The 23,836-nt window shown below is 35.8% G+C and carries 24 protein-coding genes and 1 tRNA gene; 17 read left to right on the top strand and 8 right to left on the bottom strand.

Annotated elements, in window-relative coordinates:
• Positions 1-3 precede the first annotated feature (3 nt).
• From J0L69_14420 to J0L69_14380, 9 genes are all read left to right on the top strand, one after another.
• Positions 4-1,095 (top strand): ribonuclease H-like domain-containing protein, encoded by a 1,092-nt coding sequence (locus tag J0L69_14420; GenBank protein MBN8694385.1) that lies wholly within the window; start codon positions 4-6, stop codon positions 1,093-1,095.
• Position 1,096: 1 nt separating this feature from the next.
• Positions 1,097-2,323, top strand: coding sequence for an exodeoxyribonuclease VII large subunit (gene xseA, locus J0L69_14415; GenBank protein ID MBN8694384.1), 1,227 nt, complete (start codon positions 1,097-1,099; stop codon positions 2,321-2,323).
• A complete protein-coding gene (gene xseB, locus J0L69_14410; protein MBN8694383.1) occupies positions 2,292-2,492 on the top strand; it encodes an exodeoxyribonuclease VII small subunit in 201 nt (66 codons plus the stop codon). The genes xseA and xseB overlap by 32 nt, the downstream gene beginning before the upstream one ends.
• A gap of 11 nt (positions 2,493-2,503) precedes the next feature.
• Positions 2,504-3,016 carry a hypothetical protein gene (locus J0L69_14405; protein MBN8694382.1) on the top strand — a complete coding sequence of 171 codons (513 nt, stop codon included), beginning with the start codon at positions 2,504-2,506 and terminating at the stop codon, positions 3,014-3,016.
• 313 nt (positions 3,017-3,329) lie between these two features.
• Entirely contained in the window at positions 3,330-3,740 is a 411-nt protein-coding gene (locus J0L69_14400; GenBank protein ID MBN8694381.1) for a hypothetical protein, read from the top strand.
• A gap of 20 nt (positions 3,741-3,760) precedes the next feature.
• Complete coding sequence (locus J0L69_14395; GenBank protein MBN8694380.1) at positions 3,761-4,021, top strand: hypothetical protein; 261 nt, start codon at positions 3,761-3,763, stop codon at positions 4,019-4,021.
• 11 nt (positions 4,022-4,032) lie between these two features.
• A complete protein-coding gene (locus J0L69_14390) occupies positions 4,033-4,746 on the top strand; it encodes a hypothetical protein (GenBank protein ID MBN8694379.1) in 714 nt (237 codons plus the stop codon).
• A 166-nt stretch (positions 4,747-4,912) separates the two neighbouring features.
• Positions 4,913-5,164, top strand: coding sequence for a hypothetical protein (locus J0L69_14385; protein ID MBN8694378.1), 252 nt, complete (start codon positions 4,913-4,915; stop codon positions 5,162-5,164).
• A gap of 115 nt (positions 5,165-5,279) precedes the next feature.
• Positions 5,280-6,806 carry a recombinase family protein gene (locus J0L69_14380; GenBank protein ID MBN8694377.1) on the top strand — a complete coding sequence of 509 codons (1,527 nt, stop codon included), beginning with the start codon at positions 5,280-5,282 and terminating at the stop codon, positions 6,804-6,806.
• Here J0L69_14380 and J0L69_14375 read toward each other — a convergent pair.
• A tRNA-Ser gene (locus tag J0L69_14375) sits at positions 6,772-6,856 on the bottom strand. The genes J0L69_14380 and J0L69_14375 overlap by 35 nt on opposite strands.
• 104 nt (positions 6,857-6,960) lie before the next feature.
• Between J0L69_14375 and J0L69_14370 the strand changes: the two genes are divergently transcribed.
• Positions 6,961-8,430, top strand: coding sequence for a GWxTD domain-containing protein (locus tag J0L69_14370; protein MBN8694376.1), 1,470 nt, complete (start codon positions 6,961-6,963; stop codon positions 8,428-8,430).
• Between the two features lie 5 nt (positions 8,431-8,435).
• The gene (locus tag J0L69_14365; GenBank protein ID MBN8694375.1) at positions 8,436-9,479 is read left to right on the top strand and encodes a glycosyltransferase family 2 protein; all 1,044 of its coding nucleotides are present in this window, start codon (positions 8,436-8,438) and stop codon (positions 9,477-9,479) included.
• Here the strand turns inward: J0L69_14365 and J0L69_14360 are convergent.
• The gene (locus J0L69_14360; GenBank protein MBN8694374.1) at positions 9,447-10,931 is read right to left on the bottom strand and encodes a sodium:solute symporter; all 1,485 of its coding nucleotides are present in this window, start codon (positions 10,929-10,931) and stop codon (positions 9,447-9,449) included. The two genes, J0L69_14365 and J0L69_14360, sit on opposite strands and share 33 nt — an antisense overlap.
• Positions 10,932-11,031: 100 nt before the next feature.
• On the bottom strand, positions 11,032-13,113 hold the full coding sequence (locus J0L69_14355; protein MBN8694373.1) for a T9SS type A sorting domain-containing protein: 2,082 nt from the start codon (positions 13,111-13,113) through the stop codon (positions 11,032-11,034).
• 175 nt (positions 13,114-13,288) lie between these two features.
• Here J0L69_14355 and recR point away from each other — a divergent pair, with 175 nt between their 5' ends.
• From recR to J0L69_14325, 6 genes are all read left to right on the top strand, one after another.
• Positions 13,289-13,909 (top strand): recombination protein RecR, encoded by a 621-nt coding sequence (recR, locus tag J0L69_14350; protein MBN8694372.1) that lies wholly within the window; start codon positions 13,289-13,291, stop codon positions 13,907-13,909.
• 7 nt (positions 13,910-13,916) lie between these two features.
• Positions 13,917-14,555 carry a dienelactone hydrolase family protein gene (locus J0L69_14345; protein ID MBN8694371.1) on the top strand — a complete coding sequence of 213 codons (639 nt, stop codon included), beginning with the start codon at positions 13,917-13,919 and terminating at the stop codon, positions 14,553-14,555.
• Between the two features lie 2 nt (positions 14,556-14,557).
• On the top strand, positions 14,558-15,178 hold the full coding sequence (locus J0L69_14340; protein ID MBN8694370.1) for a phosphoribosyltransferase: 621 nt from the start codon (positions 14,558-14,560) through the stop codon (positions 15,176-15,178).
• Between the two features lie 28 nt (positions 15,179-15,206).
• Positions 15,207-15,899, top strand: a complete 693-nt coding sequence (locus J0L69_14335) for a hypothetical protein (protein MBN8694369.1) — start codon at positions 15,207-15,209, stop codon at positions 15,897-15,899.
• Between the two features lie 31 nt (positions 15,900-15,930).
• Entirely contained in the window at positions 15,931-16,278 is a 348-nt protein-coding gene (locus tag J0L69_14330) for a cytochrome c (GenBank protein ID MBN8694368.1), read from the top strand.
• A gap of 209 nt (positions 16,279-16,487) precedes the next feature.
• Positions 16,488-17,759, top strand: a complete 1,272-nt coding sequence (locus tag J0L69_14325) for an asparagine synthetase B (protein ID MBN8694367.1) — start codon at positions 16,488-16,490, stop codon at positions 17,757-17,759.
• Between the two features lie 37 nt (positions 17,760-17,796).
• Here the strand turns inward: J0L69_14325 and J0L69_14320 are convergent, their stop codons facing one another.
• The 5 genes from J0L69_14320 to asnB all read right to left on the bottom strand — a co-directional run bounded on the left by J0L69_14320 (position 17,797) and on the right by asnB (position 23,783).
• Complete coding sequence (locus tag J0L69_14320) at positions 17,797-18,513, bottom strand: energy transducer TonB (GenBank protein ID MBN8694366.1); 717 nt, start codon at positions 18,511-18,513, stop codon at positions 17,797-17,799.
• Between the two features lie 98 nt (positions 18,514-18,611).
• Entirely contained in the window at positions 18,612-19,721 is a 1,110-nt protein-coding gene (porQ, locus tag J0L69_14315) for a type IX secretion system protein PorQ (protein MBN8694365.1), read from the bottom strand.
• Between the two features lie 36 nt (positions 19,722-19,757).
• Positions 19,758-20,669 (bottom strand): T9SS type A sorting domain-containing protein, encoded by a 912-nt coding sequence (locus J0L69_14310; protein ID MBN8694364.1) that lies wholly within the window; start codon positions 20,667-20,669, stop codon positions 19,758-19,760.
• Between the two features lie 58 nt (positions 20,670-20,727).
• On the bottom strand, positions 20,728-21,918 hold the full coding sequence (locus J0L69_14305; GenBank protein ID MBN8694363.1) for a glycosyltransferase: 1,191 nt from the start codon (positions 21,916-21,918) through the stop codon (positions 20,728-20,730).
• 20 nt (positions 21,919-21,938) lie between these two features.
• Positions 21,939-23,783, bottom strand: coding sequence for an asparagine synthase (glutamine-hydrolyzing) (gene asnB / locus J0L69_14300; protein ID MBN8694362.1), 1,845 nt, complete (start codon positions 23,781-23,783; stop codon positions 21,939-21,941).
• Positions 23,784-23,836 lie beyond the last annotated feature (53 nt).

The raw sequence follows: 23,836 nt of genomic DNA, 5'->3' as shown, positions 1-23,836 counted from the left end.
GCAATGGGAAAGTTAGTCAAAGGTAAAAAAGTAATTAAAGTTGGTAGCAAAACCGCCAAAAATCCTCGTCAGGCAAAGCCAAAGACAGTTACTGTAAAGAAGATTACTAAAAAGAAATCTCCTGCGCCTTCAACCTTAAAAAGTATTGACTATTCTAAATTCGGCTATGATGAAAGAAAATACCAAAAGCATTTTAAAGGAATAAAACTTGAAAAATATTTATTCGGCCAAGAGGTCAAGAATAAAGAAGGATCATTTTATTTAATTACAAATACTGAACAAATTGATTTTCCTGTTGTAAATAAAGAATCAGCTAAAAATTTATTGTACGCTGAGCTTACCCTAATTGATGGAATAGCAAAGTTAAAGGAAAAAGAATTAAAAACTTTCGGTTATAAAAAGATCGAAGATTTATTGAGTCATCATAAATTTCAATTTAAAGCAAAGGAGCTTTTATCAATTATAGATAACCATGATGGGCATTCAATTCATAAATGGGTAAGGCGAAGAAATGATTACCCCAAATACAATACTACCGGATTTTCAGTTTCAAGTTTTTTTAATCCTGAAGATTTTATTGTGATTGATTTGGAAACATTAGGTTTCAATAGCCCGGCATTTCTTATTGGAATTGGTTACATGAGAGATGGGAAATTTAATGTAGATCAACTATTAGCTAGAGATTTAGATGAGGAAGGTGCAATCTTCTTTCACCTTAAAGATTATCTGAAAGGTAAAAACGTTTTGCTTACTTATAATGGAGCTTCTTTTGATGTGCCTCTAATTAAGTCAAGGGCAAATTCTTTAGGAATAGACCTTCTAATAGATCATGCCCATTTTGACATGTATTATTTTTGCAAACGGGCTTTTGATGGTGTTTGTTATGATTACAAATTAAAAACATTAGAAAGCGAAATATTGGGACATCATAGAAGAGGAGATGTTCCTGGATTTCTTGTTCCGTCTTTTTATAGTGCATACATGTCAACTGGCAATATTGGTACTGTTATTCCAATCATAGACCATAATAAACAAGATATTATTACAACATTTAAATTATTTGAATACCTACATTTAAAAGAAGTTAGTTTTTAATATGGAAGAAAATAAACAATATAGGCTCTCTGAACTTATTTCATTGGTGAAAGGGGTTCTAGATGCTAATCTGAATACATATTTTTATGTTATTGGTGAGATATCTAATTATAATGGAATCGAACCCAACAAACATCTATATCCTCGATTAATTGAAAGGAGGAATGGAGTTATTACTGCGGAAATAAAGACATGTATTTTTAGAGGAAGTGTTTATCAGCTAACGGAATTTGAGAGAAAAACTGGGCTTAAATTTGAAAACGGAATTGAAGTTTTATTAAAAGTGAAAGTTGAGTTACATCCGATTTATGGTTTATCATTAATAATGAATTCTATCGATCATAATTATACTCTCGGTAAAATTCAGGATGAGAAACTTAAAACATTGATAAGGCTTGAAAAAGAAAAAGTAATTAGACTAATTGAGCCCGGCATTTACGAAACCAATAATAAAAAATTAGATCGTCCATCTGTTATACAAAGAATCGCACTAATTTCTTCTGTAAATACAAAGGGTTATTCCGATTTTAAAGCAGCTCTTCTTGAAAATAAATATGGGTATAAATTTACTTTAACCGATTTTCCTGCTATCATGCAAGGAAATGAAGCGGCTAAATCAATGTTGAATCAACTTCAAGCAATAGATAAACGACGGGAAGAATATGATGCAGTTGCCATTATTCGTGGTGGTGGAGATGATACTGGATTTATTTGTTTTGATGATTATGAATTGAGTAAAGCCGTTGCCAATTATAAATTACCGATTATAACTGGCATTGGTCACGAACAAAATAAAAGTATTGTCGATATGGTGGCAAATATTTTCACTATGGTTCCCGCTATGGCAGCGAAAAGCATTATTGAGCACAACAAAGATTTTGAAAATTCTATTGTAGAATTAGGACATCAAATTGCAAATGCAAGCAAGGAAGTTATTGATTCTGAAAGACATGAATTAGTCGAATTAGATGGGCAACTTAAGCATGGATTTAAACTTCTAATCCAAAACGAAAAGGATACCTTAAACCAATTGATTCGAGATGTTAAGAATTTTAGTCCGGAAAATACTTTGGCTCGAGGATATGCGATAATCACGTTTGAAGGAAACATTTTGAATGACACTAAACAATTAAAATCCGGGAACAAAATAAAAACAATAACTAGTTCAAGCATTATTGAAAGTAACATAACTAAAATTGAAAAAAGAAATGGCAACATTAACTTATAAAAAGGCTTCAGAGGAACTTCAAAAAATTGTTTCAGATATTGAAGATGGAAAAGTATCAATAGACAATCTGTATGCTAAACTTGAGAGAGCAAAGGAGCTGATTGAAATTTGTCAATCTAAACTTAAGCAAACCGATGGCGAAGTAAAAAAATTACTTTCTAAAAAATAAATGATTACAAGATGATAAAACAACCTTTTCCAATTGTATTGAGGATTTATGAATTTTCTACAATTATAAAAACAGAAAAACTACGTGTTTGGAATCGCTTTCCTTATTTTCGATTGCTTTATGACGAATATAATTATAATGAAGGTGATGAGCTTGATCACGTTATTCGTTCAGAAGTAGAAAGACATGGAGAGGTAAATCAAAAAGTTTATCTGCTATTTAGCAAAGATGAATTTAACGATATTTCTAGAATGAATTTTAATGGGGCAACAAAAAATATATTTTATCAATGTACCCCAAATCTTCCTGATGATTATAATTATCCCGATACAGATTACAGAAGAGATGAATCATTAATTGAATACAATAAACAAGGGATTTCCATTTATTCTAGTGCTTTAGAAGAAAAACACCATTTTCTTTTGCCTGATCGTATAAGTATCTCATTGCCTTCAAATAAATTAAATTATTTAATAAGAACATTTGAACCAAATATTTTTAATTACCTGACCTTAATTCCCTAGACTCTTTTAAATGAAATTATTTATTCGGATTTTAAAAATTATTTTGGTCAATTCTTTACTCAAAATTGGCAGTTAATCTCAAAAACATTATCCTGCCCTTCCGCCCCGTCTTTCCTACATTAAATCATCTCCCACTTCGCTCCAACTAGGAGCCAAATCCCAAACCCATATCGTTACTTTGTTCCCGTCAATGACGATAAGGAATTGATAAACTATTGACGATAAACTAGACGCTAATTGACGGTAAAAGCAAAAACAAAGAGAGAAAGTAGACGGTAATTGACCGTAATAATGGCTAAAAAAGGAGGGCAACATGAGCAATAACGGAGAAAACAAACAACAAAACGAGCAAAAAAAGGATGAAACAAAGGATTGGATAGAATTAATCCAAGACTTTATTAAAAATCCAGTTACAACTGGAGTAGCAGGATTAGCAGCCGGATTTTTTATTGGAACATTTAAAGCAAATAAGGATATGGATGCTTTAAAAGAAGAACATAAACGACAGATGAGTGAACGAGATCAACAATTTTCTAAACTCATCCGGCAAATGGAACTTACAAATAAACTCATTGCTTCTAAAGCCATGCGTTCATTACCCATTGGAATTAGTGATGAGGAAGATGATACAGAAGATGAAAATACGATACCAATGGAAGAGGACAAGAAGACAAAAGTTTATAAGAGCGTAAATAAAAAAAAGCATTTTAAACTTGAGGGTTAAAATTTAAAAAGACAAGTGAAATGAAGGCACCAATAGAAAAACAAAGCGTAAAAATTCCGATTGAAATATTTTTAGACGTATGCAAAATGATACGAATCGGGAATTTAAATAACAAGATTATCGGTACAAACGAGGTAATGGGTGAAGTTGTTTTGGAATTAACTTATTCTAAAGAGAACAAAATCCAAAAATCAGCCATGCATAATATTTATGAGTCAGTAAGCGAATGGAACGAGCAACGTTATGGAGAAGAAAATCCAGATGAAATTTCACTTAATTAATATGAAAGAAAATGAACTGTTTACATTGCCATAAACCTATAGAAGGAAAACGAAGTACTAAGAAATATTGCAGTAGTACCTGTAAGCAATATGCTTACCTAAATAGAAATTTTAGTTCATCTAATAAATTAGAGCTTGTTTCCGATAGCGATATTAAAAGTCAATGTTTTGAAAATAACGAAATCGCAATTAAAGTTGAAGAACAAAAAAATATACAGCATGTAATAAAGGAGGAAGCAGAATACCAATACATCACACCTGATATTTTAGACAAAATTCAGCATGGTTATATTTCGTTAAACATTGGCAAAAATTATTTTTCTAACAATGCAAATAATGGAGGTCGGATTACGAGTAATAATTTTCCCGCCTTCTCTTATTTCGTCCCAAGGCTTCGTTGTATAATAGAGAATTTATTCCAAATCAGTTATAAAAGCAAAGTTCATTATAAAACCATTAAGGCTATTAGTATGGCCTTAGAAGAAATGCTTAGATCGGAGCAAATTAAAATGTTGCCGAATGATTTTCCATTCATTGATGATTTTATAAAACTGTTCGATCAATTTCTTCCTTTAGCAAGAGCCCTTGAAGGAGATAAAGAAGGCATAAAATTCACCTTGAATAAAGCGGCAATAGTCAGGTATGTTTTGATTTTGAATCTCATAAGGGATTGTACTAAGAGAGAGCCATTTAATAAATTGTTTCCGGAGGTATGCAAAAACTAGTTGAAAAGGAGTTCAGGAAATTGGCGAGTTTTAGGCGATTTAGGGGCATTTCTTTATTCCAAAAGATGTATGTAAATTAGCTACTATATTGATAATCAATATATTGAAACATAAAAAGGGGAGGCGTTAAAATAGTTTTAACCAAAAAGTAAGAAGAATAAAGTGTATGAAAAGTGTGAGCGAAAATAGCAAAGGATTAACGGTTGAAAAACTAAGAATGATAAAAGGTTATGAAAGTGTAAGCGATGAACAAGCAAACAAGATTGTATTATCAATCAAAAAACTGGCTGTTCTTATATGCGAACATCTTTCAAAATTTAAAAAGAAACATGAGATCGATGATTCAAGTGAAGCAAAAATAATTTTGTTGAATACAGAAAATGATGCTTCGGAAATTGAATACAGAAAACAAGCATAAAAAAATTAATACTAAAAGAAAGGAGGCAAAAATGACTGAAGAACAAATAATAGCAAACCGGTTTGGGCGCTTTGGTAAAAGGGAAGTAAAGCAGTCCACATCCAATTTGGCAGTTATGTACACAAGGGTTTCGGGCAAAGGGCAATTTGATAAAAACGAGTCTTTGGAAACTCAACGCAAATCGATTGAGGAATATGCTAAGAGAAATAATCTAACAATTGTTTCAGCGTTTGGTGATACTTATGAAAGTGCTAAAACGGATGCGAGGAAAGAGTTTCAGCGAATGCTGAGTTTTGTAAATACAAGCAAAGGGAAAATTAGCACTATCTTGGTTTACAAAATGACTCGCTTTAGCAGAACAGGAGGTAAAGCTATTTCCATTGCTGATGAACTGAGAGAAAAGCATGGAGTTCATATTAAAGCTGTAACAGAACCAATCGACACATCTAATCCAAACGGAGTTCTGTTTCATGATATGCAATTGTTATTCGGGCGTTGGGATAACGAACAACGAAAGCAAGTGGCAATGGCAGGAATGAAAGCCAAATTTGAAAAAGGAATTTGGGTTGTGAAACCACCGCAGGGTTATGATATTGTGAGAACAAACGGAGAAAGAAAAATTGTAGTGAATGCGGATGGTAAGAAAATTAAAAAAGCGTGGGAATGGAAACTAATGGGTATGAAGAATGAAGAAATTATTTTGAAGCTTCAGGCTATCGGAGTGAAAATGTACAAACAGCAATTGCATAAGATTTTCATCAACCCATTTTATTGCGGATTAGTATCACACGGAATGTTGAATGGAAAAGTAGTTGAGGGAGTGCATGAAAAAATGATCTCTAAGGAAACCTTTATGAAAGTGAATGAAGTCATTTCATCTTCAACTAAATTCGGAGTACCACACAAATCAGAAGATGTAAATATTCCACTTAAGGTTTTCATTAAATGCTCGGATTGTAATCAGCCATTTACAGGCTACATTGTAAAGAAGAAGAACTTGTACTACTACAAATGCAGAACAAACGGCTGTAAGTGCAATAAAAGCGCAAAAGAAATGCATCGTTTGTTTTCAGAGGAACTTGAGAAATATGAAGTAAAGCCTGATCTGAGCGAAGCAATCAAAATTGAATTGGAAAGCACCTACCATGAACTGAATAAAGACTCCGTTGAAAAGGAAGCGATCCTTAAGGCGAGAATTGTCGAACTAACCAAGGATATTGAAACCCTTGAAGAGAAGCACTTCATAAAAGAGGAGATGCCCAAGGAAACCTACGACCGTTTTAGGGTAAAATACACTAAGGAATTTGATAAAATCCGAAAGGAAATGGCGACTTGTGGGATTTCCATTTCGAACCTCAAAGAAATGATAAATGAAGCTGTAATTCTATGCCGAAACCTGCGCCAACTGTGGCAAGATGGCGGTATAGCATTAAAGGAGGGATTGCAAAATTTACTCTTCCCGTCCGGTTTGGTATATGACAAGAAAAACGGGGCATTTCGAACCTCTGAAATCAACTTTATAATTGCACAAATCGCCCGACACACGGGCGATTTTGCTATAATAAAAAAGGGACTTAGTTCTCTTTTTGAGCCTAAGTCCCTTTCAGCGGAGAAGGAGGGATTCGAACCCCCGGAGGTATGACCCTCAACAGTTTTCAAGACTGCCGCAATCGACCACTCTGCCACTTCTCCGGGGGCAAAAGTACTATTTTTTTTAATTTCGCAACTCACTTTGTAAAAATTATTTTCGTACCTTTAAAAACTCAAACATCTCCCTAATATTCAATCACATTACCATGAAAAAAGGTGTATTTATTTTTGTTTTAGGGATGCTGTTTTCCAGTCTTGGTGCTTCGGTTACTGCCTATTTTAATTATGGACTGTTTAATGTTCCCAAAGGCTCACCGTTTGTAGAAACTTATCTTACCATTGTGGGTTCCTCCATTAAATTTAAACCAACGAATGGTGGTTTTCAGGGCTCTGTTAATGTGAAGGTTTCTCTGGTGAAATCTGGGCAGGTTGTGGTCTCCAATAACTATAATTTGATGAGTCCTGTTGAAAAGGATACAGTGCAGGTTTCGAGTTTCATTGATAATCAACGTTACCCGGTTACAAACGGGATATATACTATTGAAATTACTTTAAGTGATAATAATGATTTGTCAAAAAAGTCATTCAGCTCCAAGGAAACGTTTACGGTTAATTTCTCCGCTTCAGAACTTTCATGTTCATCTATTCAAATGCTGGAATCCTATAGCAAATCAACTCAATCCGGTAACATTACAAAAAGTGGTTATGATTTAATTCCATACTGCGTTAATTATTATCCTAAAAACTTAAATAAGCTACAATTTTATTTCGAATCTTATAATGCCGATACTGTTTTGGGTGTTAATCAGCCATTCGTTTATTCTTATTATGTAGAGCGTAAGGAAGATTTATTTAAGCCTCAGGGTTGTTCCGGATTTAAAAAACAAAATACCGCGAAAGTAAATCCTCTGCTTGCCCAAATCGATATTTCAAAATTGGAATCCGGAAATTATTATCTGGTTATTGAGTTGCGTGACAAGAACAATAAACTTCAACTTGAGAAGCGTCATTATTTTCAACGTAACAATCCTATTCAACTCACACAAGAGTATAAAAACAAACGAAGTGTGAATGAGTTTTTTGGTGATTATAATAATGTTGATACACTAAAAATGTTTGTTGAGTGTTTATGGCCTATTTCTTCCGCTACCGAAAAGGATTGGGGAATTAATCAGGCGATTAAAAAGGATCCGGATTACATGAAAAATTATATCGTTGATTTCTGGCAAAAACGTGCCGGCGACTCACTGGATCCTCTTCAGATTTGGTTGGCGTATTACACGCAAGTAACTATTGCTAATGCTGAGTTTAAATGCGGTAAGCAAAAAGGATATTATACGGATAGAGGCCGTGTGTATTTGCAATATGGGAAACCTGATCAGCGTGTGATTCAGCCGAGCGAGCCCTATGCGTATCCATACGAAATATGGCAGTATTACAGAATTCAGGATCAATCGAACGGACAATTTTATACCAATAAAAAATTTGTATTCGTAAATAAAAACATTGCTGATGATTGCTTTCAGTTAGTGCACAGCGACATGCGTGGCGAGATAAACAATCCACGCTGGCAGTTTGAGATTTCTAAAAGAAGAAACGATCCAAATATTGATAAAACAAAGCCCGACCCACTGATAGGAAATAATGCGGAGGACTTCTATAATAATCCACGTTAACCGATATGATTAGTAAGAAAGTTGCAGTTGTTATCCTTAATTATAATGGTAGGAAGTTTCTTGAGACGTTTCTCCCGTCTGTAACTACATTTTCTAAAGGCTTTCATGTTGTTTTAGCAGATAATAATTCTTCTGATGATTCAATAGACTTTGTAAAAAAATCGTATCCTGAAATTGAAATTGTCAAGAATGCAATTAACACCGGATTTGCTCAAGGCTACAACGATGCATTAAAGCATGTAAAGGCAGAGTATTATGTATTGTTGAATTCAGATGTAGAAGTAAGTGCAGGTTGGATCGAAAATATTATTTCACTGATGGATGCACGTCCTGAAATTGCAGCCTGCCAGCCCAAAATTTTAGATTATAACAATAAGCATAAGTTTGAATATGCCGGTGCTGCCGGAGGATTTATAGATAAATATGGTTATCCGTTTTGTCGCGGACGTGTGTTTAATCATCTGGAAGAAGATAAAGGCCAGTATAATGATGTAACAGAAGTGTTTTGGGCTACCGGCGCTTGTATGTTTGTTCGTGCCGATGCCTATTGGGAAGTTGGTGGTTTTGACGGTGATTATTTCGCACATATGGAGGAAATTGATTTATGCTGGCGATTAAAAAACATTGGTTATAAAATCTATGTTCATCCATTAAGCACAGTTTATCATGTTGGAGGAGGTACGCTGGAGGTTAGTCCGCATAAAACCTATTTAAATTTCCGTAATAACCTTACCACCTTAACTAAAAATTATCCGGGACCATTTTTGTTTTTCAAAGTTTTATTTCGATTAAAATTGGACGGAATAGCGGCGATAAAATTTTTAAGTGACGGACAGCCCGGACATTTATTAGCGGTATTAAAAGCGCATTTTTCGTATTATGCCTGGTTACCTAAAACATTATCCAAGCGTAAGAAAATGAAAACACATCCTAAGTTTCATTTTAACTTAAATCACATTTATACGCGTAATGTGGTGATGGAGTTCTTTGTAAGAAAAAAGAAAAACTATTCTGATTTAAGCCAGTCTTCGTTTTTGAACGAGCAGTAATAATGCAATTGTCACAAAAGCATTAATTAAAATCAACTCATTTCCTATTTGATAATCGCCTAACATTGATTTGTAGGTATTGCTTAATAAATAAGTGAGTATAGGAGCGAGAATACAAACAAAAGGCACAAAAACATCATTCAGTTTTACTTTACTGAATAATCCCAAAGCAAACAATCCTAATAATGGACCGTATGTATATCCTGCCACCATTAAAACAGTATCAATAATCGCTTTTTGATTGAGCGCGTCGAATAATAAAATAACAGCCCATAAAGTAACTGCAAATAAAATATGAATAATAGTGCGGTGTTTCGTTTTTTGTTTTTCACTCAGCTTTTCGTTTTTATCGTATTCTAAAATATCGATATAGAAAGAAGTGGTTAAGGTGGTTAAAACACTATCGGCACTCGAAAAAGTGGCTGCTGTTAATCCGATGATGAAAACCAATCCTGCAAAAATGCCTAAATGATTTAAAGCCAGATTAGGGAACACTTTATCACTTAATACTTTTCCTGTTTCAGCATTTATTGGAAGAGCTGTTCCTGTACTTTTGTAATAAATGTAAAGGAGCGCACCTAATGAAAGGAATATTACGGTAACAATCACCATAATAATACTAAACCAGAAAATATTTTTTTGAGCTTCTTTTAGAGACTTGCAGCTTAAGTTTTTCTGCATCATATTTTGATCAAGTCCCGTCATGGCCACCGCAATGAAAACACCGCCAAAAAATTCTTTAAAGAAGAAATTTGATTTTTTCCAATCCCAGAAGAAAGTTTCTGTGTATTCGGATGAAACAACTCTGCTAATAGCTTCTCCAAATGAAATATCTAAAGTGTTTACAATGGCCACTATTGAAAGAACAACTCCCAATACCAAAAAGAAAGACTGAAAGGAATCGGTCCAAACCAGCGTTTTAATTCCACCTTTATAAGTATACAAAAGCATTAAAGCTAAGATCACAGAAACACTCACCCAAAAAGGAATATGAACCGTTTCAAACCGATCGAAAACAAAGAGCTGAATAACACCGGCAGCTAAATAAAGTCGACCTGCCGCACCTAAGATTCTCGATAAAATGAAAAACAAAGCGCCGGTTTTTTGTGTGTATCTCCCGAAACGTTCTTTCAAATACTCATAGATGGAAGTGAGATTGAGTTTGTAATAAATCGGTAACAGAACGTGCGAAATAATAAAGTAACCTACAAAATAACCAATCACTAATTGCAAATAGGAGAAATGAGCGGTGCCAACTTTACCGGGTACAGAAATATAAGTAACTCCGCTAAGCGAATCGCCAATCATTCCAAATGCAACCACATACCAAGGGGAAGCTTTGTTGCCTAAAAAATAAGCATCGGCGGTACTTTTACGTGAGGTGTACCAGGCAATACCCATTAAAAACAGAAAGTAAAAAACAATAAAGGATATGATAAGGATTGGTGACATTCAAGTAATGAAGTTTTGAATTATAAAAATCCAAAAAATCCCTTATGAATTTCAGTGGTAAATAACAAGTTCTTCACAATTAAATTCTAATAATTCGCTTTTATTCCTTTATGAATTTGGTTCTGTAAACAGTGGTCTTGTTTTTTTCAATAGTAAGAAAATAAACAGCTTGGGGTAATGTCTTAATATTTATGATTTTATTAGAAAGTTCTATATTTTGTTCAGAAACTAATACCCCTGTGGTGTTATATACTTTTATAACCATGTCGGGTGTTAGGTTTTCAGATTCAATAGTTATTGTTTCCTTCGCCGGGTTAGGATATAACAAAATTGGCAAATTGTTAGATGACATCGACTCTATGCCGGTTGATACATTACCTGTTCCATTAGCTAACCACACGATGGCATTTCGTACTACTTGTCCAAATCGGGTGTTTAACATGAAATTCTCACGCCTTTCACCGGTTTGAAAAAAGGCAACACGACCTACCGATGCATCAGCTGTTGGATTAAATAATTTTACAAACCCTGAAGTATGGCATTGTGAGGCCGGTACTGCATCATTTGAAAAAATGGGATTAATTTGATTCACGCCACGTCCAAATGTTTGTCCACTTACAAAACTCATATTATTATAAATTTCATCATAAACACCAAAACGCTGTAAGTATGAAAATGTATTATTGGCAACCGGAAACAAGGTGTTAGTAGTCCATGCACTTGGCGCTAAAAGGGGCGTGTTGTAATCAATGCCGTAAGTCGAAATAAAATGTCCGTAATTGGTAGAAAATAAATTGTAATTCGCTAATGCACCCGACCATGTTGCCATAGCAGACTCAACTCCAAAAATCTGATTAACCAAAATGTTTTTGTTATTAGCGCCATTAATATGATTATATAATCCGTGATGTAATGCAAGTATTCCTCCACCATTATCAGCATATGTACGTAGTGCATTTTGCAATTCATTACTTATACCTGTGGACCAATGTTTATAAAAAACTACTACATCATATTGATTTAAGTAATTATAGATAGATACACTACTGGTTGGAGTGTATGGTAGTGTTCCAGTTAAATTAAGCTGATTCACTGTTAAAGAGTAATTATCGTAAGCTGAATTACCGTTAAATAAATTCTGAATAAAGGTATAATCAGCAGGAAAATTAGGTGTACTCCCGTAATTACATGGAATGTCATTAGCGAGATTACCAGGTGAGCAGTTTAATGAGTCTAATGCGCCACCATGCAGAATTAATACATTCAAATTCTGTTCGCGTTGCGTTTTGTTGGGATAGCTTTGTAATATATTTAGTAAGGTACGAGCTGCATGAGCAACTGTTTGAGGATACCAATCGCGGGAAGTGATGATTTTAAAATCACCATTACCATTATGTGGTAAAGATGTATGAGGGGTGGCAACCGTTACCTTGTCGTCGGGTCTGAGTATAACGCTTAAGGTGGCATAGGCAGGAGCGGTTGCTGCATCGGGATAACCCGCAGCTAGTGTGTTCTTTAAAATACTGAAACCTAAACTTTCGGCACCCGGTCCGGAAGTAGCCGGGACTCTCCAGAATACTGGTAAACTCGCGCCATGACATTGTCCTAATACAGGTTTTCCATTGATGAGTGCATTAACCGCTAAATCATTAAGTTTTTGAGCTGCCGCCTGCACAGTCGCGGAAGAAATTAATCTCGGACCCGCACCTTGCGAGTTATAAGTGCCATCTAATCTGTATTCAAGTATACCGGTTCCGCCGGCTACCACCAAAGCATCATAATTACTCATGTCAACAACATCTTGAATACGACCATTTGTACCAATGTAATTAGTTGGTGTTGGATCCCAGGAGGTATTCCACACGCTTCCGAATAAATTTTGAAACTGTGAGGTGAATTGCGAGTAACTGCTTCCGGGTAGTGTGTTGGCTGTAGCAACAATATCAGTTCCGCTAGGTAACATGTATGTTGAGAACGACATCGTAGATGCACTTCTCACATCAACCGTATAACCGGCGGCTTGTAAAGCTCTTAACATGACAATGTATTCAGAATAATAAGTGTCTTCATGAGAAACAAACATGAGGATATTGTTTGTTTGCCCATTAAGTATAAATGAGATGTTTATGAGTATTATTGTGCACCATTTCTTTAAACCAGATATTTTTGATATACGTTTCATAAAATCGTTTTTACTAATTTAAAAAAGCAGACCTACTTAGCCTAATCCTTCACTCAATCATTCTGCTATTTAACAAATTGAAAGCTTGTAATAAACAAAGGTTCTTCACATTAGAAGTCTCAAAATTGTTAATAGTTTCACGAAATCGGTTGGGCTTTAAATGTAAATTTGTAAGGTGCAATACAGCTCAAAAATTATAGAACAGGCCGTTGATGCTTTTACACAATTACCGGGTGTCGGAAAAAAGACCGCCCTTCGTTATGTGTTGCATTTGATTAAGCAAAATTCGGATGACGCCTCGCAGTTATCCAATATTATTCAATTATTAAAAACCGATTTGAAATTTTGTGTAAGTTGTCACAATATTTGTGAGGACGAAACCTGTGAAGTTTGTTCAAATAGCAGTCGCGACAAAAGTATCATTTGCGTGGTACAGGATTATCGTGATGTGATGGCGATTGAAAGTACAGGTTTATTTCGCGGACAATATCACGTATTAGGCGGATTAATTTCACCGATGGAGGGAATTGGTCCCGGACAGTTAAACATTGAAACGTTGGTAAACAGAGCAGGAGCAGGCGAGGTAAAAGAGGTTATTTTAGCTTTGAATGCCACCATGGAAGGCGAAACCACATCATTTTACATTTATAGAAAACTGGCACCATTAAACGTTGACTTATCCGCTATTGCCAGAGGTATTGCCGTGGGTGACGAACTCGAATATGCGGATGAAGCCACACTCGGAAAATCCATCACCAACCGAATGCCGTTTAGCACATTCTTTACAGTAAAATAGTATAATCATGAAAGTAACGAGACATAGCATCATCATAAATTTAGAAGGTGCTAATACGCTCGGTGATTTATGTATTCCGGATAACGCGAAAGGATTAGTTATATTCTCACACGGAAGTGGAAGCAGTCGCAAAAGTCCGCGTAACCAATTTGTGGCTGAAATACTCAATAAGAACGGATATGCAACTTTGTTGTTTGATTTGCTTACGCCGGAAGAGGATGAGGTATATGAAAATCGTTTCAATATTGAGTTATTAAGCGGACGATTAACGCATGTTGCAATCTGGGCGCTGAATGATGATGGTTTAAAACATTTACCTATTGGTTTTTTTGGTGCGAGCACAGGGGCCGCTTCCGCTTTATTTGCCTGTGCCGTTTTACAAAATAAAATTAAGGCAGTTGTTTCGAGGGGAGGAAGACCTGATTTAGCTTTACAGGTATTAGAAAAAATAAATACACCGGTATTGTTAATTGTTGGAGCTTACGATGACGAGGTTATTGAATTGAATAAATCGGCCTATAATAAATTGGGCGGTGTTAAAGAAATCAAGCTTATAGAAGGTGCGACACATCTTTTTGAGGAACCCGGAACATTAGAGAAAGCAGCACAGAGCGCAGTTCATTGGTTTAAATTACATTTAAAATAAGTATGGTGTTTGCTAATAGAAATGAAGCAGGCATGTTACTTGCCGATAAGTTGGCAAAGTACAATAATGCTGTAAATACAATTGTGTTAGGAGTTCCGCGCGGAGGTGTGCCGGTGGCTGACTGCGTTGCTCAGCAATTAAATCTGCCCCTGGATGTTATTCTTTCGAAAAAAATAGGGCATCCGTTTAATAAAGAATTCGCCATAGGTGCTGTTACCGAGAATTTGATTTTTGTGGAAAAGGGGGCAGATGTTGATGAAGATTATATCCAATCGGAAACACAGCGTATTCGAAAGCAATTAGCGGTTAGAAATCAATTATTCAGAAAACATAAACCACCTTTAATTTTTAAAAATAAAACCATCATCCTGGTTGATGATGGAATTGCTACCGGAAATACACTTTTGATTTTAGTACAAATGATGCGTCAAGCAGGTGTATCAAAAATTGTAATTGCCAGTCCGGTTGTTCCTTCGGATAGAGTAAATGTAATTGAGCGTTCATGTGATGAGTTCGTTTATTTGCACGCGCCAGAGTATTTTGAGGGAGTTGGCGCGTTTTATGATGATTTTACTCAGGTGGAGGACGAAGACGTGGTTCGTATTTTAGAAAAGGCGAAATAATTGCTTAACTTAGGATAAATAAATCATCATGTGTTTTTCGGCCACAGCCAGTTTTGCAGCTGGTACACTTTTGGGCGCTGTTGGTGTAGCCTCCATGAAAGAGGCAAAAGAGCATTCACAGCGCTTATTTGCTTCCATACCCCTTTGGTTTTCTATTCAACAATTTGTAGAGGGTTTTGTGTGGTTGGCATTATCTACTGCCGAACCACCAGGATGGAAGGACGGAATGATAGCTGGCTTTCTCTTATTTGCATTGGTTATTTGGCCAGTATGGGTGAGTGTTGCAATGCTTCCATTGGAGAAAGAGAAAACAAGAAAATACTTACTTTATTTTTGCTTATTATGCGGAATTGTATTCGCGTCTTTCGCCGGTTATTATATGACAGAATATCCAATGACAGCGCAAATAAGCAATTATCATATTTTGTATAAATTGGATTTTCCTTTCAGAGATAATTTTTTCGTTCCGATCCTATACATTATCGCTACAGTTTTACCACTATTAATTTCGAGCGTTAAGCGAGTTCCGGTTTTGGGTGGCATAATTTTTTTGTCGTACGTGTTGGCAAAGTTGTTTTTTTATAACTATGTTATTTCTGTCTGGTGTTTTTTTGCAGCAATCATCAGCGTAGTTATTTATATGATGGTGAGTAATAGAATTAAAGTGTTTGAAAATAAAGCCTCAGTTAAAACGAACACAAATGAAGAAACATGGGGATAAAATATAGAATTAAAATTTAAATTATTTGATTATGAAGAAAATTGTATTAGTTATTGGAGCAATTGTTTGTGCAAACATTATTATAGTTTCTTCGTGTAAGAAAAGTAAGAATATAAAATGTGACGGCACTAACTCAACATATAATGGGAATATTAAGCCTATTATCAGTGCCAATTGTACAGGTTCCGGATGTCATGGCACAGGTTCAGGGAATGGTGATTTTACAACTTATGCCGGATTAAAACCTTTTTTGGATAATGGTAAATTCAAAAGTGAAGTTTTAGATAAGCAATCCATGCCTAAAGGAGCAGCCAAGTTAAGTGATGATGAGTTAAGTAAAATTACTTGCTGGGCTGAAAATTCCTATCCGGAAAATTAAAGCTTACATATAACCACCCATTTGGGTCATTATTTTTTTCTTACGGCGACCGCCGCAATCTTTACGGGTTTTGCATTCGGTACATAAAATGGCCGAAAGAATAATCAAAACCACCGATAATTTAAAATAGCGTTTCATTTCTTAGTTAAAAATAATGAAATTAATGGAGCTTAGTTACAAAACTGCACTAAGTTTCTTAAATTTAGTACGTGATTAAACGAGTAGCAATTATATTAATACTTACAGCGTTGTTCGGAGGCAGATTGTTTGCGTCTTATATTCTCATTCCAATGGATGAGACACAAAAGAACCATTTGAAAGCGTATGGCATTGCTTATTGGGCGTTGAAAGGTGAGTTGGAGATTCAGTGGCTGCTCAATTACCGGGGAGGAAGTTTCATGATTCCGAATGCTAAACCGGTAAGTAACGAATGTTTAATCCGCGGTGTAAATTATGAAGTCATTTCCGACGCGCAATCGAATGCAATACTTGCCGAAATTGCGAATCCGGAAGTGAATATGGATGCCGTTAAGTTAGAAAAGGCACCACGTATTGCGGTGTATTCGCCAAAAACCAAACAGCCCTGGGATGATGCAGTTACTTTGGTGTTGACTTACGCCGAAATTCCTTATGATGTAGTCTATGACGAGGAATTGCTCAATGGCAAACTCAGCGAATACGATTGGCTGCATTTGCATCATGAAGATTTTACAGGACAATACGGACGTTTTTACGCGCAGTTTCATAATGCGGCCTGGTATCAGGCGGAAGTGAAGGAAAACGAAACCATAGCCCGTAAATATGGATTTACAAAAGTATCTCAGTTGAAGTTAGCAGTGGCTAAAAAAATTAATGAGTATGTTTTTGGCGGTGGGTTTTTATTTGCCATGTGTAGCGCTACCGACAGTTATGATATTGCACTTGCGGCGGAAGGTGTGGATATATGCGCCAGTATTTATGATTATGATTCGGCGGATCCGCTAATGAATGAAAAATTGGATTACAGTAAAGGGTATGCCTTCGAAAATTATAAGTTGAAACTCGATCCAAAAGAGTATGAATTTTCTACCATCGACACCTATTTCACGCGAAGTAATTATGGTATGACAAAAGCGACGGATCAATTTACCTTATTTGATTTCTCCGCTAAATGGGATCCGGTTCCAACAATGTTGTGTCAGAATCATACACAAACTATTCAGGGTTTTTGGGGACAAACAGTAGCTTACAATAAAAATTACGTAAAGAAAAATGTGTTGGTGATGGGCGAATCAAAAGCATTTAATGAAGTACGTTACATACATGGTGAGCATGGTAAAGGAACCTGGACATTCTACGGCGGACATGATCCGGAGGATTATCAGCATAGAGTAGAGGAGCCTCCAACCGATTTAAGTTTGCATCCGAATTCACCGGGATACCGCTTAATTCTGAATAATATTTTATTCCCCGCAGCGAAAAAGAAAAAGCAGAAGACCTAAAGGCTTCTGCTTTTTTTAAATCATCCAACTCTAAGGATTAACAACCCTGAGGCACTCCGAAAGTAAATTCAAAGTTTTGTTTTACGTGATTACCATTGGCATCTTTTGCCGGTATCCATTTAGGCATTTTGCTGATAGCGTTTAAAATCAAATCATCAATGCTTTTATTGCCACAACTTTTATAAACCTTTGTTGATGTTACTACACCTTCCTCATTTACAGTAAATCGAATTAAAGTTTCTTTGATTTCTTTTTTAGCCGCTTCAGGTATTTTATTAATGATGTTCTCTTTTACGTATTGCGCTGTTCTTCCATCACTCTCGTCATGTTTAGCATTTGTTTTCGTTTCGAACTGAGCTTCTACGTCAGGTGTAATTTGTGTTTCATAGTGCATGGTACTTATTTCGTTTTTACCATTCACGGCGTTTTTGGTTTTATATTTAATATTAATCGCAATATCATCGCCAATGGTCGCAGTTTTCAAAACACTTTTTTGTTCAGGCGTTAAAGTTTCATTCTTTCCAGTAAAAGTTTTAGAAACGCCATCTTTAATATAAACCAATTCAACTGATACATAATCGGACACCCAATCGGAAGGATAAAATGGAATTACGTCACTCATTTTATTGGCAGCATTCACTGTTTCTTTTTTAATAGAGTGCGATTTGGTTTTATGAATATTGAAGTGAAGATTTTGAGAAAATGCATTTAAAGTAAATGCTAAAACCGCCGCAGTAATAATTCCTTTTTTCATGAGATTGATTTTTAACGAAGGTAAATGAATACAGATTTGAAAAATGTTAATTAACACTTTGTAAAATGGCTTTTAACTTTTTTTGGAATCCTTCTGAATTAATTCGCGGCACTCGTTTCGGAAGCAGGTTGCTTCTTTTCTTTTTTAACGTAAGTGCCGAGGTTAGTGGTTACGCTGAAGATACTGGAGTTGCCTATTAAGTTATACTTCGTAAAAGCATAATTAATTTTAAATCGATACACCTGAAATCCAAAGCCTAAACTTAAGCCACTGGCAGTACGTTTGTCAGGCAACATCATTTCTTTATGCATGCGGTAATTGTAACCCACGCGTAAATTAAAGTTTTTAGTAATCAATACTTCCGTAGCAAAGATCATATGACGCCCGAGCTTATCACCAAAGCTTCGTGTTTTCTCAGAAAAGTTTTGCCATTTCGTTTTCTCTTTTACTTCCTCTTCGCCAAATAAATTGGTGTTTTCGGGTTCCGCAATCGGACTGGTATAAGTCAAATCCCAGGTACGCAAATTGTCATAAACAAGTATTAACCGGAATGGAGCTTTCTTTACTTTGTAACTAATACCAATTTGTGAGCCTACCGGTAATTGTAAGGTGTCGTTAAATTTGTCATACGGTTTCCAGATATACCCCACATTTTTTAAAAGCGCAGAAGCTGTAAAGCCGCTTTTATGCGCCCAGGTTACGCCAATATCCGCAGCGGAGCCTACAGAATAGTAAGTGTCGTAATGCGAATACAAGGTTTTTAAGGTAATCCCAAAGCTAAATGTAGTGTCTTTTAATCGTCGTGCCCAGCTTAGATTTAGAGAATAATCAGAGGCATTAAAGTTGCCATCCTTCACGTCAAACTCATCGCGGCGTTCAAACTTTCCGTAATCAAAAAACTGAATCCCTGCAGCAAAGGTTCCAATATTCTTTACATGATAAGCATAGGCCACATTCCCAAAATTCATATCGGCCACATAATTACAATAGTTAAGTGCCAATTGCTTTACACATCCCGCATTTAAAAGAGCAGGATTGCTATAATATAAATTAATATCATCTCCCCATATACTCATACTGGTTCCCCCTAAAGCGGCAGCACGTGCCGGCATCGGAATATCCAGGAAACGATAAGTGGTGGGTCCACCTACTTGTGCCGTAGCACCAATGGAAATAATAAGAGAAAATATGAGAAAAATGCGTTTCAACTGAGTAACTAACGAATAAAAAGCAAATATAGTATGTTATTGCTTAATTATTTTTTTAGTAAAGCTTCCCGATTTAACAATGTAAATCCCCTGACTTAATCCGGCCAAGCTAATACTTTCGTTGAGTTGATTTAATTCCTTGCTAATCACTAATTCACCTAAAGAATTATAGATGCCGATCGTTTCCGGTGTTGCAGTAGAACGATTAATATAAAGTGTTTCATTCGCCGGATTTGGGTACACTTTTAATACAGTGTTGGAAATAGCGTTGATACCCGTAGCTAATTTTTCAGCCGTTAAAATAACATTATCCACTAACCAAGAATCGGTTGAAGAGCTGGAACGCCCTGTCATTCGAATACTCACACTGGTAACGCTTCCCGGAAAAACGATTTCGCAATAGCTATAGCCTTCTGTAGTTTGTAATCCGCTATTTGTTGGAGCAAAAACTGCTTCAGTCTGTGGTTGATAGTATACATTTGCCTTACCTGTGGCGCTGAATGGCCAATAACTATTATTCGCTACAGCTCCACGAATTCTTAAACGGCTGTAATAAGTTCCTCCGTTTACACTTACTTCTGTTAAAACGTAATCTAAATTATCAGGCCCACCACCTGTAGAAATTAAATTCATGGCCGCTAAGCTAAAACGTGCACGGATGCTATCATAGCCCGCCGGAATGGCTACGGTACTAAAAGTTAAAACTAATCCGCCACTTTGTGTGGTTGATTCCCATGAGCGAGAATTACCAATACCGGTAGGACTATTAGCCGGAGCAGCACTAGCTCCAGATACACCCATTGTATTGTAAACCACAGGCCCCGTAAATGGCCAGTTAGGCGTATACGCAATGGAATCAAAGTTTTGCATGGCTAAGGTATCTATGATAATTTGTGAGAACCCCAGCTGTGTTAATAGTATTGAAAATACAAGTAAAATTTTTTTCATGTGATTTTAATTTAGTGAATTAAAGATACTAAACCTTCTTCAGAATAAAAAACCTATTTTAAAGCAGACCTTTTTCTTGGAGTAATTTTTTATAAAGATTTTCAACATCGCTGACAAGGCGCGTGTAAGAGAAACGCTTCAAAACTTCTGCACGATTATTCGCCACTTTGCTCTGTAACTTTTCAAAATCATTCACAGCCTCTAATAATTTTTCTTTGTATTCTTGAGGATTAGCTGGATTGGTTAAAAAACCACTGTCGGCACCAACCACATCGGCTGTTCCGCCCACTTTAGTAGCCACAATTAATTTTCCGGCTGCTTGCGCTTCAATTAAACTTACAGGGGTACCTTCATTTTTAGAAGTCAGCGCAACGATATCCAATCCTGATAAGGCCCAATCAACATTCTTAATCCACGAGGTAAAGCAGAATAGAGAAGGCGATTCTGCGAGTTTAGTAAATGGTAATTTTTTTGATTGTAAATAATTTTCCAATTGTTGCTGGGTTTCGCCACCACCAATAATGAAAGCGCGGATTTTTTTATTTGTTTTATTCTTGACAAACTCAATCGCGTCAATAAACAACTCGTGATTTTTGATTGGAGCGAGACGACCAATAATGCCTATGGCCAATTCATCGTCTACAAGTTTATATTTTTCTCTGAACTCTTTTCGTTTTTGTTCCGTGTTTTTCGTGAATCGCTCTAAATCGAAACCCAATGGTACGACATGTGTTTTTTTGGGATCAGTGATGTTAAATACTTCGGTAAGTTCCTTCTTTTGTATGTCGCTAATTGTAATAATAGCACTGGAACGCTGTGCTAAATATCGCTCCACACTCTTGAAAAAAAACGTTTTCCCTTTTCCAAAATAAGAATGAAAAACATGTCCGTGAAATGTATGCACTATAACAGGTACTTTGCAGTGAATAGCTGCTAATCGACCAACCGCACCGGCTTTAGAAGCATGCGTATGTACAATATCGGGCTTAAATTCGCGAATGATTTCTTTGATTCTCTTGTAGGCAGCCACATCACTTTTAAAACTAACAGCACGCTGCAATTCAGGAATGATTTGAGGTTTTAATCCCAGCTGTTCTGTAATGTGTAATGAACTTTCTTCACCTTTTTCTTCTGCACCACCAATCAAAAGCGTTTCAAAATCGGCAGACATATACCGACTCAAATACGAAACGTTATAGGTTATTCCACCTAAATTAAAACGATTGATAATACGGAGTACTTTTATCATTGATACGAATATACAAACGATTAAGGATTATGATTAATAAACCCCTTATAATTATCCAACCAACTGTTAAAAACAATAAGAGCCCAGATTTGTGCAGGCGCATCGCCGGGATTATTTGTTTGAAGTTTGTTTTTTAGTTGCTGAACGATTTCGTAATTGAATACACCCTGTTCTTTAATCTTTTGTTCGCTCAGCCAATTGTTATTCATTTCTGAGTTCAATTCTTTTTTTAACCATTTCCATAATGGTAATTCGAAGCCCTTTTTACTGCGTGTAAAAATTGTTTCCGGTAAAAGATGCTTAAAATTATTTCTTAAAATGACTTTCTGATGATTGCCATTTATCTTTTGATGCATAGGTAAATTCATTGCCATTTCAACGATTCGGTAATCCAAAAACGGATTTCGGATTTCAAGTCCGTGTTGCATACTCATCCGATCAGCCTTTACTAACATGTCATCGGCTAATACAATTTTTAAATCGGCATAATTCACCGGATTAAATCCTTGCTGCGAAAATGATTCATGGAATATCGAATCAAATTCTGATTTCCCTGATAGTTTTAAAAGCGCATCCACTTCACTTTGACTGCTGATGCAAGCCCAACTCATGAAACGTTCTTGCGGATTTAATTTAACAGCTTCTGCAAAACGTTTAAGCTGACGAATTTTATTTCCGAATTTAGAATTACGAGATCCCTGAACTAAATCATACACCGGAGAAAATGCGGGCACCAGATTTTTGTAAACGAATTTATTACTTAAATATTCGGCGCGGTGTTTATTGTACCCCATGAATAACTCATCGGCACCATCACCCGATAAAGCCACTTTCACATGTTGTTTGGTGTATTTACTGAGAATATAAACATTCAAGGCAGATGAATCAGCAAACGGTTCGTCAATACTGTTTAAAAATGGATGAATGTTATTTAGAAAATCAGTATTCTGTAATTTAAAGACGTGGTGATTACTGTTAATGTGTTTTGCCACCATTTCGGCATAGCGTGTTTCATCGAAATAAGGTTCATCGGCAAATCCAATACTAAAAGTATGAATGTTGGTATGATGCTGTTTAGCTATGGCTGAGATGATAGACGAATCAATGCCGCCACTTAAAAAACTACCAACCGGAACATCGGCATTCAAACGAATTTTAACCGCATCTGACAAAACATCCTGAATGGAACTTTCGGTTTTCTGTTGCGGAATGTTATACCAGCGACGAATGTTTATTTGTTTGTTTTTTACTTCAATGAGTTCGCCGGGAAGTAAACGAAAAACATTCTGGAAAATGGTTTCTTTTCCGCTAATATAATTTAATCGTAAATAAGTATTAAGCGCGTTATGGTTTAAGGCTTGCTTTCCGATTAAATGCAATAAAGGTTTTAGTTCGGAAGCAAAAGCAATTTTTTCCTCGTCTTTATAATAGTATAAAGGTTTTACGCCAAAGCGATCACGTACTACATGCAATTCGTCATTTATGGAATTGAAAAACGCGAAAGAAAAAAAACCATTTAAACGATTTAAACAATTTGTGTTTTCCTTATCAAACAAATTAAACAGTACTTCTGCATCTCCTGAAGTCTTTAATTCGTTTAAATTTTGTTTCAGGTCGCGGTAATTGAAAATTTCACCATTAAAAACTAAACCTTTTTGCTTTTGTTCGTTTAAAAAAGGTTGATTGCTCGCCGATGAAAGGTCGAGAATGCTTAATCGTGCATGAAACAAGGTGCATTTATCAAAGGAAAAGTGACTTTGGTAATCGGGCCCGCGGTGTTGCAGTGCAGATAAAGTTTTTTGAACTGTATCAGCTTTAACCGATTGGTTATCTTTTAAAAAATAGATGCCTGCTATGCCACACATGTTGGTGTAAAAATATACTATTTACTCATAAAAAATTAATTATCTTTAAAGTC

This window comes from Bacteroidota bacterium, assembly GCA_017303905.1.
GTDB lineage: Bacteria > Bacteroidota > Bacteroidia > B-17B0 > Aurantibacillaceae > JAHEYG01.
Note: the sequence above shows the minus strand (reverse complement) of the source record. Positions and strands in the feature narration are given on the sequence as shown.